This window comes from Bradyrhizobium sp. SPXBL-04 (assembly GCF_051853035.1).
In the GTDB taxonomy this organism is placed as follows: Bacteria; Pseudomonadota; Alphaproteobacteria; order Rhizobiales; family Xanthobacteraceae; genus Bradyrhizobium; species Bradyrhizobium zhanjiangense.
This window is the reverse complement of sequence record NZ_CP182472.1, coordinates 7,071,886-7,094,036: the sequence shown is the minus strand read 5'-3', so window position 1 is coordinate 7,094,036 and position 22,151 is coordinate 7,071,886. Positions and strand designations below refer to the sequence as shown.

21 protein-coding genes are annotated in these 22,151 nt (G+C 64.5%); 18 read left to right on the top strand and 3 right to left on the bottom strand.

Annotated features, from left to right (window positions below):
* Positions 1-133 precede the first annotated feature (133 nt).
* The 7 genes from ACNJX8_RS33885 (at position 134) to ACNJX8_RS33855 (ending at position 6,040) form a co-directional block, all read left to right on the top strand.
* Positions 134-928, top strand: a complete 795-nt coding sequence (locus tag ACNJX8_RS33885; RefSeq protein WP_439358266.1) for a thymidylate synthase — start codon at positions 134-136, stop codon at positions 926-928.
* 6 nt (positions 929-934) lie between these two features.
* Positions 935-1,420: a GNAT family N-acetyltransferase gene (locus ACNJX8_RS33880; RefSeq protein ID WP_128937713.1), complete on the top strand. Its 486-nt coding sequence runs from the start codon at positions 935-937 to the stop codon at positions 1,418-1,420.
* Complete coding sequence (locus ACNJX8_RS33875) at positions 1,420-1,929, top strand: dihydrofolate reductase (protein WP_249757737.1); 510 nt, start codon at positions 1,420-1,422, stop codon at positions 1,927-1,929. The genes ACNJX8_RS33880 and ACNJX8_RS33875 overlap by 1 nt, the downstream gene beginning before the upstream one ends.
* Positions 1,930-2,082: 153 nt before the next feature.
* Positions 2,083-3,219: an FtsH protease activity modulator HflK gene (gene hflK, locus ACNJX8_RS33870; RefSeq protein WP_128935965.1), complete on the top strand. Its 1,137-nt coding sequence runs from the start codon at positions 2,083-2,085 to the stop codon at positions 3,217-3,219.
* The gene (gene hflC / locus ACNJX8_RS33865) at positions 3,216-4,112 is read left to right on the top strand and encodes a protease modulator HflC (RefSeq protein WP_439358265.1); all 897 of its coding nucleotides are present in this window, start codon (positions 3,216-3,218) and stop codon (positions 4,110-4,112) included. The genes hflK and hflC overlap by 4 nt, the downstream gene beginning before the upstream one ends.
* 71 nt (positions 4,113-4,183) lie before the next feature.
* Positions 4,184-4,390: a DUF2065 domain-containing protein gene (locus ACNJX8_RS33860; protein ID WP_027560516.1), complete on the top strand. Its 207-nt coding sequence runs from the start codon at positions 4,184-4,186 to the stop codon at positions 4,388-4,390.
* Between the two features lie 144 nt (positions 4,391-4,534).
* Positions 4,535-6,040, top strand: coding sequence for a Do family serine endopeptidase (locus ACNJX8_RS33855; RefSeq protein WP_128935963.1), 1,506 nt, complete (start codon positions 4,535-4,537; stop codon positions 6,038-6,040).
* Positions 6,041-6,177: 137 nt separating this feature from the next.
* On the opposite strand, the gene serB is transcribed toward ACNJX8_RS33855, so the two are convergent.
* Entirely contained in the window at positions 6,178-7,083 is a 906-nt protein-coding gene (gene serB / locus ACNJX8_RS33850; protein ID WP_128945976.1) for a phosphoserine phosphatase SerB, read from the bottom strand.
* A gap of 11 nt (positions 7,084-7,094) precedes the next feature.
* Between serB and miaA the strand changes: the two genes are divergently transcribed.
* The 9 genes from miaA (at position 7,095) to ACNJX8_RS33805 (ending at position 17,569) form a co-directional block, all read left to right on the top strand.
* A complete protein-coding gene (gene miaA / locus ACNJX8_RS33845) occupies positions 7,095-8,042 on the top strand; it encodes a tRNA (adenosine(37)-N6)-dimethylallyltransferase MiaA (RefSeq protein ID WP_439358264.1) in 948 nt (315 codons plus the stop codon).
* A 328-nt stretch (positions 8,043-8,370) separates the two neighbouring features.
* The gene (locus ACNJX8_RS33840; protein ID WP_128935960.1) at positions 8,371-10,146 is read left to right on the top strand and encodes an acetolactate synthase 3 large subunit; all 1,776 of its coding nucleotides are present in this window, start codon (positions 8,371-8,373) and stop codon (positions 10,144-10,146) included.
* 113 nt (positions 10,147-10,259) lie between these two features.
* A complete protein-coding gene (gene ilvN / locus ACNJX8_RS33835) occupies positions 10,260-10,802 on the top strand; it encodes an acetolactate synthase small subunit (protein ID WP_027572493.1) in 543 nt (180 codons plus the stop codon).
* Positions 10,803-10,805: 3 nt separating this feature from the next.
* The gene (locus tag ACNJX8_RS33830; protein ID WP_439358263.1) at positions 10,806-11,501 is read left to right on the top strand and encodes a class I SAM-dependent methyltransferase; all 696 of its coding nucleotides are present in this window, start codon (positions 10,806-10,808) and stop codon (positions 11,499-11,501) included.
* A gap of 48 nt (positions 11,502-11,549) precedes the next feature.
* Positions 11,550-12,440 (top strand): EamA family transporter, encoded by an 891-nt coding sequence (locus ACNJX8_RS33825; protein WP_439358262.1) that lies wholly within the window; start codon positions 11,550-11,552, stop codon positions 12,438-12,440.
* A 7-nt stretch (positions 12,441-12,447) separates the two neighbouring features.
* Positions 12,448-13,050, top strand: a complete 603-nt coding sequence (locus tag ACNJX8_RS33820) for a LysE family translocator (protein WP_439358261.1) — start codon at positions 12,448-12,450, stop codon at positions 13,048-13,050.
* A 133-nt stretch (positions 13,051-13,183) separates the two neighbouring features.
* Positions 13,184-14,203, top strand: coding sequence for a ketol-acid reductoisomerase (ilvC, locus tag ACNJX8_RS33815; protein ID WP_128937706.1), 1,020 nt, complete (start codon positions 13,184-13,186; stop codon positions 14,201-14,203).
* Positions 14,204-14,743: 540 nt separating this feature from the next.
* On the top strand, positions 14,744-15,595 hold the full coding sequence (locus ACNJX8_RS33810; RefSeq protein WP_439358260.1) for an SDR family oxidoreductase: 852 nt from the start codon (positions 14,744-14,746) through the stop codon (positions 15,593-15,595).
* 261 nt (positions 15,596-15,856) lie between these two features.
* Entirely contained in the window at positions 15,857-17,569 is a 1,713-nt protein-coding gene (locus ACNJX8_RS33805; RefSeq protein WP_439358259.1) for a sulfatase-like hydrolase/transferase, read from the top strand.
* Between the two features lie 191 nt (positions 17,570-17,760).
* On the opposite strand, the gene ACNJX8_RS33800 is transcribed toward ACNJX8_RS33805, so the two are convergent.
* Together ACNJX8_RS33800 and ACNJX8_RS33795 are read right to left on the bottom strand one after the other, a co-directional pair.
* On the bottom strand, positions 17,761-19,317 hold the full coding sequence (locus ACNJX8_RS33800; protein ID WP_439358258.1) for a glycine betaine ABC transporter substrate-binding protein: 1,557 nt from the start codon (positions 19,315-19,317) through the stop codon (positions 17,761-17,763).
* Entirely contained in the window at positions 19,314-20,096 is a 783-nt protein-coding gene (locus tag ACNJX8_RS33795; protein ID WP_439358257.1) for an ATP-binding cassette domain-containing protein, read from the bottom strand. The genes ACNJX8_RS33800 and ACNJX8_RS33795 overlap by 4 nt, the downstream gene beginning before the upstream one ends.
* 279 nt (positions 20,097-20,375) lie before the next feature.
* Between ACNJX8_RS33795 and ACNJX8_RS33790 the strand changes: the two genes are divergently transcribed.
* Both ACNJX8_RS33790 and ACNJX8_RS33785 read left to right on the top strand, forming a co-directional pair.
* Positions 20,376-21,194: an ABC transporter ATP-binding protein gene (locus ACNJX8_RS33790; RefSeq protein WP_439358256.1), complete on the top strand. Its 819-nt coding sequence runs from the start codon at positions 20,376-20,378 to the stop codon at positions 21,192-21,194.
* The gene (locus ACNJX8_RS33785; protein WP_128935950.1) at positions 21,194-21,982 is read left to right on the top strand and encodes an ABC transporter permease; all 789 of its coding nucleotides are present in this window, start codon (positions 21,194-21,196) and stop codon (positions 21,980-21,982) included. The genes ACNJX8_RS33790 and ACNJX8_RS33785 overlap by 1 nt, the downstream gene beginning before the upstream one ends.
* Positions 21,983-22,151 lie beyond the last annotated feature (169 nt).

Sequence of the window (22,151 nt, the reverse complement as noted above, 5' to 3'; positions counted from 1 at the left end):
CCGAGTTCCGCCCCTTGTCGTTTGCGCCGGGAACACTCACTTTTCCGGGTATAATCGGTGCGGGCAGCGAATCGCCGCTGTCGCAGCGCAGAGGCGGCCGTTAAGTTTCCCGCCTCCCAAAGGCTCACGACACATGCACCAGTATCAGGACCTGCTCGAGCGGATTCTTTCAGACGGCGCCGAGAAGACGGACCGGACCGGCACCGGCACGCTGTCGGTGTTCGGCCACCAGATGCGCTTCAATCTGTCCGCCGGCTTCCCGATGCTGACCACCAAGCGGCTGCCGCTGAAGGCGATCGTGCATGAGCTGCTCTGGTTCCTAAAGGGCGACACCAACATCAAATATCTGCGCGACAACGGCGTCACCATCTGGGACGAATGGGCCGATGCCAATGGCGATCTTGGCCCGGTCTACGGCCATCAGTGGCGCTCCTGGCCCGCGCCTGATGGCCGCAGCATCGACCAGATCGCGAACGTTATCGACATGATCAAGCGCAATCCGGACTCGCGCCGCCTGATCGTCTCGGCCTGGAATCCGGCCGAGGTCGACAAGATGGCGCTGCCGCCGTGCCACTGCCTGTTCCAGTTCTACGTCGCCAATGGCAGGCTGTCGTGCCAGCTTTATCAGCGCTCGGCCGACGTGTTCCTCGGCGTGCCCTTCAACATCGCCTCCTATTCACTGCTGACGATGATGGTCGCGCAGGTCACCGGCCTCAAGCCGGGCGACTTCGTGCATTCGTTCGGCGATACGCATCTCTATTCCAACCATCTGGAGCAGGCGAAGCTCCAGCTCACCCGCGCGCCGCGCGTGTTGCCGGTGATGCGGATCAACCCCGAGGTGAAGGACATCTTCTCCTTCCGCTTCGAGGATTTCGAGCTCGTCGGCTACGATCCGCATCCGCACATCAAGGCGGAAGTCGCGGTCTAGCGTCCTATGTCGCTCAACATCCGTCGTGCACAGCCCGGAGAAGCCGGGCTCGTTCTTTCCTTCATCCGTGAACTCGCCGAATACGAGAAGCTTTCACACGAGGTCGAGGCGACCGAGGCTGACATCGCGGACGCGCTGTTCGGCGACAGGCCGCAACTCTATTGCGCGATCGCCGAATGGAACGGCGAGGCGGTCGGTTTTGCGGTGTGGTTTGCGAATTTCTCCACCTTCAGCGGCCGGCACGGCATCTATCTCGAAGATCTCTATGTGCGGCCGTCGCATCGGGGCAGGGGCCTCGGCAAGGCGCTGCTGGTCTATCTCGCGAAGGAATGCGTCGATAACGGCTGGTCGCGCCTGCAATGGGCGGTGCTCGACTGGAACGCGCCGTCGATCGCGTTCTACAAATCGCTCGGTGCCGTCATGATGGACGACTGGACGCTGTGTCGCGTCACCGGGCCGGCGCTGACACGGCTTGCCGGGAGCGCGACCTGATGGAGATCGTTTTCGTCGTCGCGATCGCCGAGAACGGAGTCATCGGCGCAGGCAACGCGATCCCGTGGCGCTTGAAATCCGACATGGCGCGCTTCAAGGCGCTCACGATTGGCAAGCCCGTGATCATGGGTCGCAAGACCTTCGAATCCCTGCGCCGTCCGCTGCCGGGCCGCACCAACATCGTGATCACGCGCGATGCGGGGTATCGCGCCATCGGGGCCATCGTCACAACATCGGCGGGGGATGCAAACGACGTTGCGCGGGGCGACGCCCTGCGGCGTTCGGTCGCCGAGATCGCGGTGATCGGCGGCGCCGAGATCTATCGGCAGTTGCTCGATCGCGCCGATCGCCTCGAAATCACTGAAGTGCATGCGCGGCCCGAAGGCGACACGCATTTCGACATCGACAAGGCGGAGTGGGATGAGGTGGCACGCATCCGGCATCCTGCCGGCCCCGACGACAGCGCCGACTTCTCCTATGTGACATATCGTCGGCGGGCAGCCCATTAACCGCATTCGCCAATGTTTACATTGACTTTTTCGTGCCCGAGCATAGCTCGGAAGACAGTCAGGGCTGCGTTGTAAGGGACCTGCCCGTCCCCTATAAAGCCGGACCGGACAAGCGGGCGGGGGGCATTTCCACCCTGCCGAGGAGAGCGTCGTATGCCGTGGAAGAATCAGGGCGGTGGCCCGTGGGGCTCGGGTCCAAAGGGACCATGGGGCTCAGGCCCGCAACCGGTCGGGCCGAGGCCGCCGGATCTGGAAGACCTTCTGCGACGCGGCCAGGACCGCCTCCAGCAGATCATGCCCGGCGGCTATTTCTCCGGCGTCGGCATCACGCTGATCATCCTGCTCATCGTCGCGTTCTGGCTGCTGTCGGGCTTCTTCCGCGTGCAGTCCGAAGAGCTCGGCGTCGTGCTGCGCTTCGGCAAGCATGTCCGTACGGTGCAGCCGGGCCTGAATTACCATCTGCCCTATCCGATCGAGACAGTACTGCTGCCCAAGGCGCTACGCGTCAACACCATCTCCATCGGCATGACGCTGATCGACGATCCGGCGCGGCGCGGCCGCTCCATACGTGACGTCCCGGAAGAGAGCCTGATGCTGACCGGCGACGAAAACATCGTCGACGTCGACTTCACCGTGCTCTGGCGCATCAAGCCGGATGGCGTCGGCGACTTCCTCTTCAACATCCAGAATCCCGAAGGCACCGTGAAGGCAGTCGCCGAGAGCGCGATGCGCGAGGTGATTGGCCGCTCGCAGATCCAGCCGATCCTGACCGGCGCGCGCAATGTCACCGAACAGGGCGTGCAGGAGCTGATCCAGAAGACCCTCGACAGCTATGGCGCGGGCATTCTCATCACCCAGGTGCAGATGCAGAAGGTCGATCCGCCGGCGCAGGTGATCGACGCCTTCCGCGACGTGCAGGCTGCGCGCGCCAATCTCGAGCAGCTGCAAAACGAGGCGCAGACCTACGCCAACCAGGTGGTCCCGCAGGCGCGCGGACGGGCGGCCAAGATCCTCCAGGACGCCGAAGGCTACAAGGAGCAGGCGGTCGCCGAGGCCAAGGGCCAGAGCGCGCGCTTCCTGAAAGTGTACGACGAATACAAGAAGGCGCCCGACGTGACGCGAGAACGGATTTATCTGGAGACGATGGAGCGCGTGCTCGGCGGCGCCGATAAGCTCGTCTATGACGGTGGCCCCTCGGGCCAAGGCGTCGTGCCCTATCTGCCGCTTCCCGAACTGGCGCCCAAGCGGGCACCTATGACCGGTCCGCAGTCGAGCGGAGGCAGCCGATGAGGTCTCCGGTTACAGGTTTCGTCTCGCTGCTCGGGCTGCTCCTGATCCTGATCGTGGCCTACATGTCGCTGTTCACGGTGCAGCAGACTGAGCAAACCATCGTGCTCCAGTTCGGCAAGCCTGTCGACGTCGTCACCGTGCCCGGCCTGCATTTCAAGGCGCCGTGGAATTCGGTGATCAACATCGACAAGCGGATCCTCGACCTGGAGAACCCGTCGCAGGAAGCGATCGCCTCCGACCAGAAGCGGCTGGTGGTCGACGCCTTCGCGCGCTACCGCATCAAGGACGCGCTGCGCTTCTATCAGAGTGTCGGCTCGATCCAGGCTGCCAACATTCAGCTGACCACGCTCTTGAACGCGGCGCTGCGCCGCGTGCTCGGCGAAGTCACCTTCATCAACGTGGTGCGCGACGACCGCGAAAAGCTGATGCTGCGCATCCGCGACCAGCTCGACCGCGAGGCCGATGGCTACGGCATTCAGGTCGTCGACGTCCGGATCCGCCGCGCCGACCTGCCGGAGCAGAACAGCCAGGCGGTCTACCAGCGCATGAAGACCGAGCGTGAGCGCGAGGCCGCCGAGTTCCGTGCACAGGGTGGCCAGAAGGCTCAGGAGATCAAGTCCAAGGCCGACCGCGAGGCGACCGTCATCGTCGCAGAAGCCAATTCGCAGGCTGAGCAGACCCGCGGTGCGGGCGATGCCGAGCGCAACCGCCTGTTTGCGGAAGCCTACAGCAAGGACGCCGACTTCTTCGCCTTCTACCGGTCGATGACGGCCTATGAGAACGGGTTGCGTTCGAACGACACTCGCTTCCTGTTGCGGCCGGACTCGGATTTCTTCCGGTACTTCGGTAGCCCGTCCGGCAAGACGGCGACCGAGACGCGGGCGAAGCCGTAAGCTAGACAAGGGCGGCCGGTCTGGCCGCCCTTTGTCCAGACAAGAACAGCATAACGGGAGGTTCCATTCCGATGAGGTCCATTGCGTTCGCCGACTTCCTCATCGGCCTAGGCATCCTGTTCGTGCTCGAAGGCTTGATGTTCGCGGCAAGTCCCAACTGGATGCGCAAGGCCATGAAGAGCGCCATCGCCACGCCGGACAACATCCTGCGGGCGGTCGGGATCGGTTCGGCCGTGGCCGGCCTGATCCTGATCTGGGTGATGCGGCGTCCGGTTTAGGCGTCATGCCAACGCCAAAGTGAAGGCGAACGACTGGTTTTCGCCGTATTATCGGGGTGTTGAGACCCGTTAAGCTCTGCGCTTGCGCCGTCCCCCCGTTCGAGCGCAGTCTGGCGCCGAACCCCCTATTCTCTGGAGATTACAATGACCGCTGCCACCATTGCCCCGTCCCGCTTGCGCCATTGGGTGCGAACTGGGCTGGCCGCGCTCGCCATCGGTGCTTTCGGCGCGTTCGGCACGCCGGCTCATGCGCGTGGACCGGACGGCATCGCCGACGTCGCCGAGAAGGTGATCGACGCGGTCGTCAACATCTCCACGTCGCAGACCGTCGATGCCAAGGGCGGCGGCAGCAACACCATGCCGCAACTGCCGCCCGGCTCGCCCTTCGAGGAGTTCTTCGACGACTTCTTCAAGAACCGCAGGGGTCCCGGCGGTGGCAGCAAAGGCGGTGACAACAACCCGCCGCGCAAGACCAATTCGCTCGGCTCCGGTTTCATCATCGACACATCAGGCGTGGTCGTCACCAACAACCACGTCATTGCTGATGCCGACGAGATCCACGTCATTCTCAACGATGGAACCAAGATCAAGGCCGAACTGGTCGGCGTCGACAAGAAGACCGACCTCGCCGTGCTCAAGATCAAGCCGCCGAAGCCGTTGGTCGCGGTGAAGTTCGGCGACTCCGACAAGCTGCGCCTCGGCGACTGGGTGGTCGCGATCGGCAACCCCTTCAGTCTCGGTGGCACGGTCACGGCCGGTATCGTCTCGGCCAAGAACCGCGACATCTCCTCAGGGCCATATGACAGCTACATCCAGACCGACGCCTCCATCAACCGCGGCAATTCCGGCGGCCCGCTGTTCAACCTCGACGGTGACGTCATCGGCGTCAACACGCTGATCATCTCGCCCTCCGGCGGCTCCATCGGCATCGGCTTCGCTGTGCCGTCGAAGACCGTCGTGGGCGTCGTCGACCAGCTCCGGCAGTTCGGCGAGCTGCGCCGCGGCTGGTTAGGGGTGCGCATCCAGAGCGTCACCGACGAGATCGCCGAGAGCCTCAGCATCAAGCCCGCGCGTGGCGCGCTGATCGCCGGCGTCGACGACAAGGGCCCGGCCAAGCCCGCCGGCATCGAGCCCGGCGACGTCGTCGTTAAGTTCGACGGCAAGGACGTCAAGGACCCGAAGGACCTGTCCCGCGTCGTCGCCGACACGGCGGTCGGCAAGGAAGTCGACGTGATCATCATCCGCAAGGGCCAGGAGCAGACCAAGAAGGTCACGCTCGGCCGCCTCCAGGATCCCGAGAAGGTTCAGGCCGCGGTGAAGACCGACGAACCCGCGCCCGAGAAGCCGGTGACGCAGAAGGCGCTTGGTCTCGATCTGGCAACGCTGAGCAAGGATCTGCGCACGCGCTACAAGATCAAGGACACCGTCAAGGGCGTGGTCGTCACCAGCGTCGACGCCAATTCCGACGCTGCCGAGAAGCGGCTGTCCGCCGGCGACGTCATCGTCGAGGTGGCGCAGGAGGCGGTGTCTAGCGGCGCCGAGATCCAGAAGCGGGTCGACCAGCTCAAGAAGGACGGCAAGAAGTCGGTGCTGCTGCTCGTCTCCAACGCCGATGGCGAGCTGCGCTTCGTGGCGCTGAGCGTGCAGTAGGAGACGCTTAGCACTCACTGTCATGCCCCGCGAAGGCGGGGCATCCAGTACGCCACGGCCTCTCCGTATCCTCCTCGCATGGTCTCTGGAATACTGGATCACCCGCTTTCGCGTGTGATGACAGCGGAGAGGAGGCTCTAAGCCTCCACGAACTCCTCGCGCCGATATCCCTGCGCATAGAGCAGCGCGGTGAGATCGCCGTGATCGATCCGCGCCGCCGCCGCCGCAGCCACCGCCGGCTTGGCATGATACGCCACGCCCAGCCCGGCCGCCTGGATCATCCCAAGGTCATTGGCGCCGTCGCCGACCACGACCGACTCGAGGTCGTCGAGATCGAACGATTCCATCAGATCCACCAACGTCGCGAGTTTCGCGGCGCGGCCCAAGATCGGTTGCTTCACCTCGCCGGTGAACTTGCCGTCGCGCACCACGAGCTCGTTGGCGCGGTTTTCCTGAAAGCCGAGCTTGGCGGCGACCGCGGTCGTGAACAGCGTGAAACCGCCCGAGACGAGGCAAGTGTAGGCGCCGTGCGCGCGCATGGTCGCGACCAGCTCACGGCCGCCGGGGGTCATCGTGATGCGCTTGGCCAGCACCTCGTCGACCGCGCTGGCGGGCAGATCCTTGAGCAGCGCAACGCGCTCGCGCAGCGCCGGCTCGAACTCGATCTCGCCGCGCATCGCGCGTTCGGTGATGGCGGCCACATGCGCCTTCACCCCGACGAAGTCGGCGAGCTCGTCGATGCATTCCTGGCCGATCATCGTGGAATCCATGTCGGCGAGAAAAAGCTTCTTGCGCCGGAAGCCGACTGGCTGCACGACGATGTCGATGGGCAGGTCGCCGCGAAGCTCGCGGAGCCGCTGCTCGATGGCGTGGCGGTCGCCTTCGAGGTTACTGTCGGCGCCGAAGGGAATGTCGACCGCAACCCCGTCGAACAGCCAATGCGCGGGAGCTGCCTTTGGCAGCACGGCGCGGGCGCCGTCGACGATGGTAGAGTCGAGCGCAGGATTGTCAGGATTGCAGATCAGCGTGGCGACGAGGGACATTTGAGGTTTTCGTGAGCGAGGGGCAAGTCAGCAGAGGGCATGTTGGCAAGGCCGTGCTTATCGCAGGCCCGACCGCCAGCGGCAAGTCGGCGCTGGCGCTCGAGCTTGCGCTCGCCACCGGCGGTGTCGTCATCAACGCCGATTCCATGCAGGTCTACCGCGACCTGCGCATCATCACGGCACGGCCGACAGGGGCGGATGAGGCGCTCGTGCCGCATCGTCTCTATGGCCACGTCGATGCGGCCGTGAATTTCTCGGCCGGTGCCTGGGTGCGCGACGCGGCGAGGGTGCTGGAAGCGGCGACGGCCGAAGGCCGCCTGCCGATCTTCATCGGCGGCACCGGGCTCTATTTCAAGGCACTGACGGCGGGCCTTTCCGTGGTGCCGCCAATTCCCCCCGAGGTGCGCGGGGACGTGCGCGCGCGGCTGGAACGGAACGGCGTCGAGGCGCTCCACGCGGAACTCGCACACCGCGATCCGCGCGCGGCCGAACGATTGAATCTGCGCGACCGCACCCGGATCGCGCGCGCGCTCGAAGTGGTCGAGGCGACCGGCCGTTCGCTGCTCGACTGGCACGGCGAGGGCCAGCCGCCGTTGCTGTCGAAGGGTAGTTTTCGCGCGGTGTTTCTCGCCCCCGAGCGCGACGAGCTCTATGCCCGCATCGATGCCCGCTTCGATGCCATGCTAGGCGCTGGCGCGCTGGGGGAGGTCGAGCGGCTCGCCGCCCGACATCTCGATCCACTGCTGCCGGCCATGAAGGCCCATGGCGTGCCGGCGCTGATCCGGCATCTGCGCGGTGAGCTCAGCCTGGACGAAGCAGCCACAATCGGCCGTGCCGACACCCGCCATTACGCCAAGCGCCAGTTCACCTGGTTCCGGCACCAATTGCCGGAGTTCGAATGGGTCAAGCCGGAGGAGGCGAGGGGATGGCTCGCGGCGGCGACTGCGGACTCGGACTGACGTGCTTTTGTGCCCGGTTCCCGAATTTACCTCTCGCCGAACCCCGGGAACACCGCTACACTGCCAAAATCGCGCGGGAACGGCCGCATTGCCTTGACATCCGGGCTTTGGCCGCTATGTTTCGCGCAACCTTTGGGAAGCCGAGCGCCTGCCATGCGTAACATTATTACCAACCTCCTTATCGCCGTCGTACCCAGGCACACCGCCGGGGGTGGCTAGCTGCCATCCACAAGACAGGCGGTGTGCGTGGGCCCTCTTCGGGGCCTTTTTTATTTCCCGAACCCGACACGAACGAAGCCGCTGACAACAGCGCATCCGGAGCAAGCCTATGAGCGACAAGAGCCACGATCCGAACCAGATGACCGGCGCCGCGATGATCGTCCGCGCGCTCATCGATCACGGCGTGACCGACATTTTCGGCTATCCCGGCGGCGCGGTGCTTCCGATCTATGACGAGATCTTCCAGCAGAGCGAGGTCCAGCACATCCTGGTCCGCCATGAGCAGGGCGCGGGCCACGCCGCCGAGGGTTATGCGCGCTCGACCGGCAAGCCGGGCGTCGCTCTGGTGACTTCCGGCCCCGGCGCCACCAACATGGTGACGCCGCTGACCGACGCATTGATGGACTCGATCCCGCTGGTCTGCATCTCCGGCCAGGTGCCGACGCATCTGATCGGCAACGACGCCTTCCAGGAATGCGACACCGTCGGCATCACGCGCCCCTGCACCAAGCACAACTGGCTGGTCCGTGACGTCAACGATCTCGCCAAGGTGCTGCACGAGGCGTTCTACGTCGCGACCTCCGGCCGGCCGGGCCCGGTGCTGGTCGACGTTCCCAAGGACGTGCAATTCGCGACTGGCACCTATCATCCGCCGCGCAAGTCCGACGTGCACCGCTCCTATGCGCCGCGCGTGAAGGGCGATGCGACGCAGATCCGCAAGGCCGTCGCGCTGCTCGCGAACGCCAAGCGCCCGGTGATCTACAGCGGCGGCGGTGTCATCAATTCCGGCCCCGAGGCGACCAAGCTGTTGCGCGAGCTGGTCGAGGTCACCGGCTTCCCGATCACCTCCACGCTGATGGGCCTCGGAGCCTATCCGGCGTCGGGCAAGAACTGGCTCGGCATGCTCGGCATGCACGGCACTTACGAAGCCAACATGACCATGCATGATTGCGACGTCATGCTGTGCGTCGGCGCGCGCTTCGACGACCGCATCACCGGCCGCGTCGATGCGTTCTCCCCTAGCTCGAAGAAGATCCACATCGATATCGACCCGTCCTCGATCAACAAGAACATCCGCGTCGACGTGCCGATCATCGGCGATTGCGGCAACATCCTCGGCGACATCCTCCAGGTGTTCAAGGCAGAGGCGAAGAAGCCCGACATCAAGTCGTGGTGGCAGCAGATCGCGCAGTGGCGTGCCCGCAACTCGCTCTACTACAAGAAGAGCAACGACGTCATCCTGCCGCAGCACGCGATCCAGAGCCTGTTCGAGCTGACGCGTGGCAAGGATACCTACATCACGACCGAGGTCGGCCAGCATCAGATGTGGGCGGCGCAGTTCTACGGCTTCGAGGAGCCGCATCGCTGGATGACGTCGGGCGGTCTCGGCACCATGGGCTACGGCCTGCCGGCGGCCATCGGTGTGCAGGTGGCCCACCCGGACAGCCTCGTCATCGACATCGCGGGTGATGCCTCGGTGCAGATGACGATGCAGGAGATGTCGACGGCAGTGCAGTACGAGCTGCCGATCAAGATCTTCATCCTGAACAACCAGTACATGGGCATGGTGCGGCAGTGGCAGCAGCTGCTGCACGGTAACCGCCTGTCGCATTCCTATTCGGAGGCGCTGCCGGATTTCGTCAAGCTCGCCGAAGCCTATGGCGGCGTCGGCCTCCAGGTGCACAAGCCCGCCGATCTCGAGGGCGCCATCAAGGAGATGATCGCGGTCAAGCGCCCGGTGCTGTTCGACTGCCGCGTCGCGGCGCTGGAAAACTGCTTCCCGATGATCCCCTCCGGCAAGGCGCATAACGAGATGCTGTTGCCTGAGCAGGCCAACGACGAGGCCACCGCGAAGGCATTCGCTGCCGGTAAGGCGCTGGTGTGAGCGCGATATACACAAACTCGCTGTCATCGCCCGGCTTGATCGGGCGATCCAGTACGCCGCGGCCTGTGTGAAGATCTCGCAGGTCATGACGAGAGACATTTGAGGGGACGACAATGAACCAGCCGGCATCTGCCTACTTCATCGAGGACCGCCACGATCCCAACGAGACGCACACGCTCGCGGTGCTCGTGCAGAACGAGCCGGGCGTGCTCGCACGCGTCATCGGCTTGTTCTCGGGCCGCGGCTACAACATCGAGAGTCTCACGGTCTCGGAGACCGAGGCCCAGAAGCATCTGTCGCGCATCACCATCGTCACCACCGGCACGCCGATGGTGATCGAGCAGATCAAGCATCAGCTCGATCGCATGATCCCGGTCTACCGCGTCGTCGACATGACCCAGACCAAGCGCTCGATCGAGCGCGAGCTCGCCATGGTGAAGGTGCGCGGGCAGGGCGAGCACCGGGTCGAGGCGCTCAGGCTGGCGGACGCGTTCCGCGCCCGCGTGATCGACGCCACCACCGAGAGCTTTGTGTTCGAGATCACAGGCAATACGGACAAAATCAACCAGTTTATCGACCTGATGCGTCCGCTCGGCCTCGTCGAGGTGTCGCGCACCGGCGTTGCCGCGATTGGTCGCGGGCCTGAAGGGATGTGAACCATGCTGGCGCGCGACTGGTACTATAACGAGCGGAACCGGATGGGGATCGAGCCTGCGGTGGCCTCGATCTACGACAGCCATGACGATGCCGATCTGCGAGCGCGCGCCGCGCTGAAAATGCTCGGAGTCCAGCGCGGCTGGCGCATCGCCGACATCGGCTGCGGCAACGGTGTGCTCGCGACCGAAGCTGCGCTGATGGGCGCCGAGGTCGATGCCATCGACATCTCGCCCGCGATGCTGGCGCTCGCCGAAATCTATGCGCGTGACCGCAAGGCGCCTGTCCGCATCCAATCGGCGGGCCTGCTGAGCTTCTCCTACCGGCCGGAATCCTACGATTTGATCGTCAGCGAGTTCACGCTGCATCATCTGCCCGACTTCTGGAAGGCAGTGGCGATATCGCGGATCTATCGCGCGCTGAAGCCGGGCGCGAGCTTCTACCTGCGCGACATCGTCTACGCCTCGATGCCGGATGCGATCGAGCGCGATGTCGAGCAATGGGCGGACTTCCAGATCAAGAACCACGACTTTTCGCGCGAAGGCGTCGTCACGCACATGCGCGACGAATATTCCACCTTCGGCTGGGTGATGGAGCGGATGCTAACCGACGTCGGCTTCACGCTGATCTCGGCCGATTATCACGCCCCCATGCACGGCACTTATCTGCTGCGGAAACCGAAAGCCGGCGAGCAAGGCTAGACAGAAAAAGTAACAGGGCTGCACGATAGTGCAGAACCGGGAACAACAATGAAGCCGGCTGACATCCTCATCGCCATCCTGGTGGCGATCATCTGGGGGCTTGCCTTCGTGGCGAGCCGGATCGCGCTCGACGAACTGTCGCCGGAGTTGATGACGGCGCTACGCTTCACCATCGCTGCGGTCCCATGCCTGTTCATTCGCAAGCCGAAGATTGCCTGGTCGCTCCTGATCGCGATCAGCTTCACGCTGTTCCTCGGCCAGTTCCTGTCCCAGGCCTATGGCATCGCCCAAGGCGTGCCGGTGGGGCTGACCAGTGTCGTCGTGCAGAGCCAGGCGCTGTTCACCATCGGCTTTGCCGCGGTCGCATTCGGCGAGCGGCCGACGCCGATGCAGGCACTCGGCACCGGCATTGCTGCGATCGGTCTTCTGATGATCTGCGGCACTGTCGGCTATGATTTCAGCGCTGCTGCGTTTGCGGTGCTGATGATCTCGCCAGTCAGCTTTGCCGTCGGCAATCTCTTGCTGCGTGGTGCCCGCGGCGTGCCCATGTTCGACCTGTTCGCGTGGTTGTGTCTCGCCTCGGCGATACCGCTGTTCGCGCTGGCGCTTATCGCCAACGGCCCGGCGTCGACCTGGACATCGCTGACCCACATCTCGCTGACGTCGGCTCTCTGCATGCTGGCGCTTGGCGGCGTCTCGACAAGCATCGCCTATTGGCTGTGGGGTCGGCTGCTGCGCGACTATCCAGCCGCCCAGGTGGTGCCGTTCGCGCTGCTGGTGCCATTCGTGGGATCGGCGGCCTCCAGCGTCGTGTTCGGCGAGCGGTTCGGACCCCTAAGGCTCGCCGGCATGCTGACCGTGATCGGCGGTATCGCGGTGATGGTGCTCGCGAAGCGACCCAAGGCGCTGCCTGAAGAGCCGCTGCCCAAAGTCGCGTGAGGTGAGCATGTCCCAATCGCTGTTCTATGCCTTTCTCATCTTCATGGTCGTGATGTACTTCACGCCTGGGCCGAACAACATCATGCTGCTGTCCTCGGGCCTGACCTACGGCTTCCGGCGCACCATTCCCCACATCATCGGGATCGTCATCGGCTTTGCCTTCATGGTGGCCGCGGTCGGCCTCGGGCTCGGCACCGTGTTCCTGGCCTATCCGATCCTCCAGACCATCTTGAAATATGCCGGTGCGGCCTACCTGATCTATCTCGCCGCCGCGATCGCCATGTCCGGCCCGACCAAGCCGGGCGAGGGGGGCGGCCGCGGTCCGATGACCTTCTGGGGCGCGGCGATGTTCCAATGGATCAACGCCAAAGGCTGGGTGATCGTGATCGGCACCATCACCGCCTACGCGGCGATCGCCCGATTCCCGCTCAACATCGCAATTCAGACCCTGATCAGCCTGCTCGTCGGCACGGTTTCGACCGTGGCCTGGGCTCTGTTCGGCTCCGCATTGCGGCCGGTCCTGACCTCAGAGCGGCTGGTCCGCGCCTTCAATGTCCTGATGGCGGTGCTGCTGCTCGCTTCCCTCTACCCCGTCTTCATGGATGCATGATGCCGCAGATTTCCATGCAGAAACGGGTTTCCCAGGGGCCCTAAAATGCTCTAGACAGCCCCCGAAATCCGTCAATTCACCTTCGAAAGACCTGACCATCGGCCGATTCCGGCCCCGAACGAGGAAACGAACTATGCGTGTTTATTACGATCGCGACGCCGACCTGAACCTGATCAAGGGCAAGAAGGTCGCCATCGTCGGCTATGGCAGCCAGGGCCACGCCCATGCGCTCAACCTGAAGGACTCCGGCGTCAAGGAAGTCGCCATTGCGCTGCGCAAGGGATCGGCCTCGGCCAAGAAGGCGGAAGCTGCCGGCTTCAAGGTCATGGAAGTCGCCGAAGCCGCCAAATGGGCCGACCTCGTCATGATGCTGACCCCGGACGAGCTCCAGGGCGACATCTACCGCGAGCACCTGCACGACAACATGAAGAAGGGCGCCGCCCTCGTGTTCGCGCATGGCCTCAACGTCCACTTCAACCTGCTCGACCCGCGCGCCGACCTCGACGTGCTGATGATCGCGCCGAAGGGCCCCGGCCACACCGTGCGCTCGGAGTATCAGCGCGGCGGCGGCGTGCCCTGCCTGATCGCGATCGCCAAGGACGTCTCGGGCAATGCCCACGACCTCGGCCTGTCCTATGCGTCCGCCATCGGCGGCGGCCGTGCCGGCATCATCGAGACCACCTTCAAGGAAGAGTGCGAGACCGACCTGTTCGGCGAGCAGGTGGTGCTCTGCGGCGGCCTGGTCGAGTTGATCAAGGGCGGCTACGAGACCCTGGTCGAAGCCGGCTACGCCCCGGAGATGGCCTATTTCGAGTGCCTGCACGAAGTGAAGCTGATCGTCGACCTGATCTATGAAGGCGGCATCGCCAACATGAACTACTCCATCTCCAACACCGCCGAGTACGGCGAGTATGTCACCGGTCCGCGCATCATCACCGACGAGACCAAGAAGGAGATGCGGAAGGTTCTCGCCGACATCCAGGGCGGCAAGTTCGCCCGCGACTGGATGCTCGAGAACAAGGTCAACCAGACCTCGTTCAAGGCGACCCGCGCCAAGCTCGCGGCACACCCGATCGAGGAAGTCGGCGCGAAGCTGCGCGACATGATGCCCTGGATCAAGAAGGGCGCGCTGGTCGATAAGAGCAAGAACTAAGCCGTTCTGCCCCGGACGCAGCGCAGCACTCTGGTGATGCGCTGCTGATCCGGGGTCCAATGCGGCCTCTGGGTCCCGGCTCTGGGCTCCGCTTCGCTGCGCTTGTCCGGGATACGAGCGAACACGAGCTTCGCTCGTCACACCAAATCTTAAACCTTCGCGAATAGGCTCGAGCAAGATCGCAGACAGCGGTCTCGCTCGTTCCTTCTCGCGCGAAGCATAGTTGCTTCATTCAAATTCTTCGCGAGTTGACGGGCTGCTTGAGCGCCAAGAACTGACGCTTAAACCACATTCTTGGTCTCGCGTCGTTTTTCAAGGGCTTCTTAGAACTTCCTGATCGTCAAAAGTGCTGCGTCGTGAAAGCCAAGGATTCGGCTCTTCATCCGCCTTTTTAACGCGCCTTTCGACGTCATGTCGCAACGCTCGCGCGCCGCTTCATCTCAAGAACCGACATCTGCTGCGCGGACTTGCGGGCTGGGCGGCATTGCGCACGGGCACCTTCCTCCTACATGATCGCGGGAACTCGAGGGGAGGGGGACCATGCGATCTGTCGTCGTTACCGGTGCGTCCACCGGCATCGGCTGGGCCGTTGCGAAATATCTGATCGGGCGTGGCTATCGCGTGTTCGGCAGTGTCCGCAAGCAGGCCGACGCCGACCGGCTCAAGAGTGAGTTCGGCACCAATTTCACGCCATTGCTGTTCGACGTCACCGACGAGGCAGCAGTCCTCGCTGCTGCGCGAAAAGTTCGCGATGCGCTGGGCGGCGAGACGCTGGCGGGGCTCGTCAACAATGCAGGCATCGCGGTCGCCGGCCCCGTGCTCGAATTGTCGGTCGAGGATTTCCGCCGCCAGATGGACGTCAACGTCATCGGTCCCGTCATCGCGACGCAGGCGTTCGGGCCGCTGCTGGGCGCAGACCCCGCGCTGAAGGGGCCGAAGGGCCGGATCGTGATGATCAGCTCGGTCGCCGGCAAGAACGGCAATCCGCTGTCGGCACCTTACAGCACCTCCAAGCACGCCATCGAGGGCCTGTCGGAGAGCCTGCGCCGCGAGCTGATGCTGTTCGGCATCGACGTCATCATCGTCGCCCCCGGCGCGGTGAAGACCCCGATCTGGAGCAAGGCCGAAGAGATCGACCTCTCCGTCTACCAGAACTCGCCCTATCTGCCGGCACTAAACAAGGCGATGGCGTTCATGATGGACATCGGCGCCAAGGGCCTGCCTGCCGAGCGTATCGCCGAAGTGGTGTTCGAGGCGCTGACGGCGGCAAGCCCAAAGGTGCGCTACCAGATCACGCCGGATCCGCTCCGCCATCTGATCGGCGCCGTGCTGCCGAAACGGACGCTGGACCGCATCATCGCCAAGCGCCTCGGGCTGCTGCCGCAGGGGTAACCGACGTTCAGCTCGCCTCGACCGTCCGTCCGATCGCCAAGCCCTGACGTTGCGAGTAGCGGCCTGCCGGGCCTGCGGCCCAGGTCTCCCGCTAACAATAAGCGAAAGTCGGATCGCCGGACGCGTTGCCTGACCGTGACTGTTCCGTTACAGTTTTATGACACGGTGCAGACTTCCGGCTGCGCCGGACGCCGCTAGCTGCCTCGAGGCCGGCCAGACGGCTTGGCATCACCGCGCCGGACCAGAAGTTGCGTGTCGTCGATGGCGTCCGCGCCCAATCCAGGTCCTTCTGCCACCACCGCCGTCCTGGCGAGCGTCGCCGCGCTCGGCATCTGGCGGCTGCTCGCGGTCACAGCGCCACATTTCGCAGCGATCGCGCTGATGTACGAGACCGAGACCGATTTCGGCTCGCGCCTCTCCTTCGCGCTGGCCTGGGGCATCCTCAACTTCTTCTGGATCACGCTGCTGCGGCGGCCGGCGCTGTCGGGTGCGCTGTCGCTGACCATGGTCGTCGTGCTGGTGCTGCTGTCCCGGCTCAAGCACGACGTCGTGCAGATGACGGTCAACTTCATCGACCTGATGATGATCGACCGCGACACCGTCGCGTTCCTGTTCACGATCTTTCCGAATCTGCGCTGGTCGGTGATCCTGGCCGGCCTCGTCACGCTGCCGCTGATGTATGCGCTCTGGTGGCTCGATCCGTTCCGCATCCGCCGTCTGCCGGCGTTCGCCTGCAAGCTCACCTGCCTTGCCGCGCTGGTGGGCTATTCGCTCTATCATCCTGATGAAGCCTGGCGCGGCTATTACGACGACGGCTATCTCTCGAAATTCTTCCGCTCCGGCGTCACCGCGGTCGCCGATTTCGTGCAGTACGGTTTCATGGAATCCGCCGCCGCGACCAACGAGCGGCTCAACGTGCCGCTGGTCGACGAGTGCCACCCTGCGGGTCGCCGGCCCAACATCATCATGATCCACGATGAATCGAGCTTCGACATCCGCGCCGCGCAGGGCATCAAGGTGCCGCCGCGCTATGGCGACCACTTCAAGTCCTGGGACGGCAAGCAGCGCGCGTTCCTGGCCGAGAGCAATGGCGGGCCGAGCTGGTTCACCGAATACAACGTGCTTGCGGGGCTCTCCTCGCGTTCGTTCGGCCGCTTCGCCTATTTCGTGACGCGCATCGCCTCGAACCGCGTCGAACGCGGCCTGCCGTTGGCGCTGCGTCGTTGCGGCTACGACACGATGTCGCTGTATCCCGCCCATGGCGGCTTCATGGGCGCGCGCAGCTTCCAGATGACGACCGGCATCGAACGCTTCCTCGACTCGAAGGATCTCGGCGCCAAGGACGTCGAACCGGACTCCTTCTTCTACGACAAGGCGCTTCAGCTGATGGGGCAACAGCCGCCGAACAAGCCGCTGTTCACCTTCATCTATCTCGGTGCCAATCATTTCCCCTGGGAGACGCGCTTCCGTCCCGACCTGCTGCCGAACTGGCGCGCGCCCGGCAACGTGTCGTCGATCGACGAATATCTGCGCCGCCAGGCGATGAGCGCCGAGCAGTACAGGACTTTCGTCGCTGGCCTGAAGAAGAATTTTCCCGGCGAGCCTTTCTTGATCGTGCGCTACGGCGATCACCAGCCGGAATTTGCGCCGAACCTGCTCGAGCCCGGGCTCGACGAGGGCGCTCTCGGCAAGAAGCTCGACGCTTACGATCCGCGTCTCTACGCAACCTATTATGCGATCGACGCCGTCAATTTCGAACCGGTAAAGAGCGACGCCGTGATGGACACGATCGACGGCCCGTATCTGCCGCTGGTGATCCAGGAGGCCGCCGGCATCCCGCTCGATCCGTCCTTCGCCGAGCAGAAGGCGATCATGCTCCGCTGCAAGGGCATCTTCTACGGCTGCAAGGACGGCGCCGAGGCGCGGCGGCTGAATCGGCTGCTGATCGAAGCGGGGATGATCCGGGGGCTGTAGCTGTCTTGCTGTACCCCCAAGCGCTACTCATTGACCGTCACCTTGAGGTGCGCTGCGGCGCAAAGGCGCCGCTGGGTGAGCCTCGAAGGGCGACGGCCCGGTTGCATCGGGGCCGCTTATCCTTCGAGGCTCCCCGCGCGCTGCTTTGCAGCGCACGGCTCGCGCCTCAGGATGACGGGTCGTCTGCGTGCCTACGGATTAATTTTTCCCCACAGCCACTTCGCCACCGCATCGGGTGATGAATTCGCATCGTTGCCGCTGGCGCGCAAATTGGCTTCGCGCATGGTCGCGATGTCGATCTTGCCGAGCAGCGGCTTGAGTGCCGCCTGTAGCCGCTCGTCACCGGCTCGCTTCGGTGCGAGCAACAGGATCGCGTCGTAGGGCGGGATCGCATGCCTGGGATCGTTGAGCGCAACGAGATCGTATTTCGCGATCAGGCCGTCGCTGGTGTAGCCGGCGATCACGTCGACCTCGCCGCTGGCGACCGCGGCATACATGAAGTCCGGCTGCATCTGGCGTTGGGCGCGGAAGGAAAGGCCGTAGGCCTTTTGCAGCGCGGCCCATTCGGGGCGCGAGAAGAACTCGTAGTCGCCGGCGATCGACATCGTCGATGTGTGCGCGGCGAGATCGGCGATGCTGCGGATGCCTAGCGCCTCGGCGCGCCTTCTCGGCATCACCAACGCATAGGCATTCTCGAATCCGAGCTCGCCGAGCAAGGTGATGTTCTCTTTCGCAAGGGCTGTCTTCAGCTCTGCGAGCAGTTCCGCGCGCAGCTTGATGTCGGTGCGATGCAACTGGTTGGCCCAGAGCGTACCTGAATAGTCGACATAGAGATCGATGTCCCCGGCCTTCAGTGCCTCGAAGATCACGCTGGAGCCGAGGCCGGATCGCGCGGTGGCGGAAAGCCCGGCCGCCTGGAGGCGGTCCCTGAGCAGCGCCGACAGCACATATTGCTCGGCGAAGGTTTTGGCGCCGACTACATAGCTCTGCGACGAGCGTCCCAGCGTCGGCACCAGCGTGGCAGCGACAAGTGCGGCGATCCCGATCGCGCCGAGTCCGGCGCGCAGGCGCCTGCGTTGGCGCAGGCCTGTCTCAATCAGGCCGAGCAACTCATCGACCGCAAGCGCGAGCAGGGCCGAGGCCAGGCAGCCGAACAGCACGAACACCCAGTTCTGGGTCTGAAGCCCGGCGAAAATGTAATTGCCGAGGCTGGTCTGCCCGATCGGCGTCGACAGCGTCGCGGTGCCGATCACCCACACTGCGGCGGTGCGGATGCCCGCCATCATCACCGGCAGCGCCAGCGGCAGTTCGACCATGAGAAGCGACTGTCGTGCGGTCATTCCGACACCCTTGGCGGCTTCGAGCAGCGCCGGATCGATGCCGTTGAGACCGGTGATGCCATTGCGCAGCACCGGCAACATCGAATAGAGCGCGAGCGCCAGCATCGCCGGGAGGAAGCCGAAAGCGGAGAAGGAGACGCCGAACCAGGCGAGCGTGACGGAAGCCGCCAGCAGCAGCAACGGATAGAACAGCGCAAGCAGCGCCAGCCCAGGCACGGTCTGCACGATGCTGGCGAACGCGAGCAGCATGCCGCGCGGCGCCGGGCGATTGCGCGTCAGGATGGCCAGCGGCAGACTGACGGCGAGACCGAGCGCGAGCGCGGCAAGGCTCACCCGCACATGGTTGCCGAGATAGTCGGGCAAATGCGACAGCGCCTCGCCCCAGCGCGGGTCGGTGAAGAAGCTCATGCCCCACCGCCCTGCGGCAACAGCGCGTTCAATCGCTCGACTTGGCGCCGGGGCGTGCGCAACAGCCCCAGCACATAGGCGTCGCCGCTCTTCGACAGCTCTGCCGGCGTGCCCTGGGCCAGCAGCGTTCCAGCGCGCATCACGGCGATGCGGTCGGCCAGCAAAATCGCCTCCGTCATGTCATGCGTGATCATCACGGTGGTCAGGCCGAGCTTGCGGTGCAGGTCGCGAAAATCCTCGCCGAGCGCATCGCGGGTGAGGGGATCGAGCGCGCCGAACGGCTCGTCCATCAGCATGATGCGGGGCTTTGCCGCGAGCGCCCGCGCCACGCCGACGCGCTGGCGTTGGCCGCCCGAGAGCGTTTCCGGCAGCCGGTCGCGATGCGCGGCACGATCGAGCTGCACGAGCTCCAGCAGTTCGTCGACACGTGCGGCGATATCCGTAGCCGACACGCCCTGCAGTCTTGGCGTGATCCCGATATTGTCGGCAACGCTCAAATGCGGAAACAGCCCGCCGGCCTGGAACACGTAGCCGATCCGCCGCCGCAGCGCGACCGGATCGACGTTTTGCACGTCCTCGCCCTCGACCGTGATCGTGCCGCCATCCGCCTCGATCAGCCGGTTGGCGAGCCGCAGCAGGGTGGTCTTGCCGGAGCCCGAGCCGCCGACGACGGCCACAAATTCGCCTTCGGCGATGTCGAGCGAGACGTCGTCCACGGCCTTGAGCGGGCCGAAGCTCTTGGTGACATGCGCATAGCTGATCGCTGGCTTGGGAGACATCCGACGCGGCTCATTCTTCCTTACCCTCCCCTGGAGGGGGAGGGTCGCTCGCGCGAAGCGCGGGCGGGGTGGGGTGATCTCTCAACACAGGTAGTGTTGGACGTGGAAAGACCGTCACCCCACCCCGCTGTGCATTTCGCTTCGCTACATGCCCAGCGACCCTCCCCCTCCAGGGGAGGGTAAGAGCGCCCTGGCAACCCATGCGTAGCACGCTTGGCGCCTTGATTGAACTTGGCTGCGCGAGCGGCTAAGGCATCGGTCCAGGTTTGGAGGAAGCACATGACGACGCCCACGGCGGTGGCGCTGGAAGATGCCAAGGTCGCGTTCCGCCTCGGGGACGGCCGGGTCTATACGGCGGTTGAGAAAGCCCATCTCGCGGTGGCGCAGGGCGAGTTCGTCGCCATTGTCGGCCCGACCGGCTGCGGGAAATCCACGCTGCTCAACGTTGCCGCCGGGCTGCTCAAGCCCGCGGCCGGCAGCGTCAGGATATTCGACCAGCCGCTCGCGGGGCTGAACCGGGATGCCGGCTACCTGTTCCAGGCCGACGCGCTGTTCCCGTGGAAGACCGCGCTCGACAACGTCGCCATCGGGCTCGAGATCAAGGGCACGCCGCGTTCCGAAGCGCTGCCGCGGGCACAGCAATGGCTGACCTCCGTCGGCCTCGGCGCCTTCGCGAACCGCTATCCGCACATGCTCTCCGGCGGCCAGCGCAAGCGCGTGGCGCTGGCGCAGGTGCTGATCCGCGATCCAAAAATCCTGCTGATGGACGAGCCGTTCGGGCCGCTCGATGCGCAGACGCGGCAGGTCATGGGCAACCTGCTGCTCGACCTCTGGAACGCCGACCGCAAGGCGGTGCTGTTCGTCACCCACGACCTCGAAGAGGCAATCGCGCTCGCCGATCGCGTCGTGATCATGTCGGCGGGACCGTCCTCGCGCATCATCGGCGACTGGCGCGTCAGCTTGCCGCGCCCGCGCGACATCTTCGAGGTGCGGCTCGATAAGGAGTTTCACTCACTGCATCGCGAGATCTGGAGCGTGCTGAAGGACGAGGTGATGAAGGGTTACGAGCAGTCCACTCACGCGAAGGAGACGGTCTGATGTCGCGCCCGACGCTGCTTGCGCTGCAAGTCCTGGTCGCGGTCGTCTGCATCGTGCTGTGGCAAGTGCTCTCGACCGTCCCCGTGTTCGGCAAGATCCTGCTGCCGCCGTTCTTCTTCTCCAACCCATTCGACGTGTTCAGCCAGATCGTGAAGTGGTTCGCATCCGGCGTGATCTGGAAGCATCTCGCCATCACGCTCGCGGAATCGATCCTGGCGTTCGTGATCGGATCGCTCGGCGGCGTGCTGGTCGGCTTCTGGTTTGCGCGCCAGCCCCTGGTCGCAGCCGTGTTCGACCCTTACGTCAAGATGGTCAACGCGCTGCCGCGCGTCGTGCTGGCGCCGATCTTCGCGCTGTGGCTCGGCCTCGGCATCTGGTCCAAGGTTGCGCTCGGCGTGACGCTGGTGTTCTTCATCGTGTTCTTCAACGTCTATCAGGGCGTGAAGGAAGTCAGCCGCACCGTGCTCGACAACGGCCGCATGCTCGGCATGAGTGAGCGGCAGCTGATGCAGCACGTCTATTGGCCCTCGGCGCTGTCCTGGATGTTCTCCTCGCTGCACACCTCGGTCGGCTTCGCCGTGGTCGGTGCGGTCGTCGGCGAATATCTGGGATCGGCGGCTGGGCTCGGTTATCTCATTCAGCAGGCCGAAGGCATCTTCGACGTTGCCGGCGTGTTCGCCGGCATGTTCGTGCTGTCGGCCTTCGTCATCCTGATCGACTTCGGCGTGACGCTGGTGGAGCGCCGGCTGTTGGTGTGGCGGCCAACTGCGTCGGATGGGCGGGGCTAGGGCGCAAATTCATTTGGATTGGTGCGCGCCGCTGCAGGAGTTCACCTCTCCCGCTTGCGGGAGAGGTCGGCGCGTAGCGTTGGGTGAGGGCTCTTCCTCTCGGGGGTTCTCGCGTGTGGAGACACCCTCTCCCCAGCCCTCTCCCGCAAGCGGGAGATGGAGCCCACCG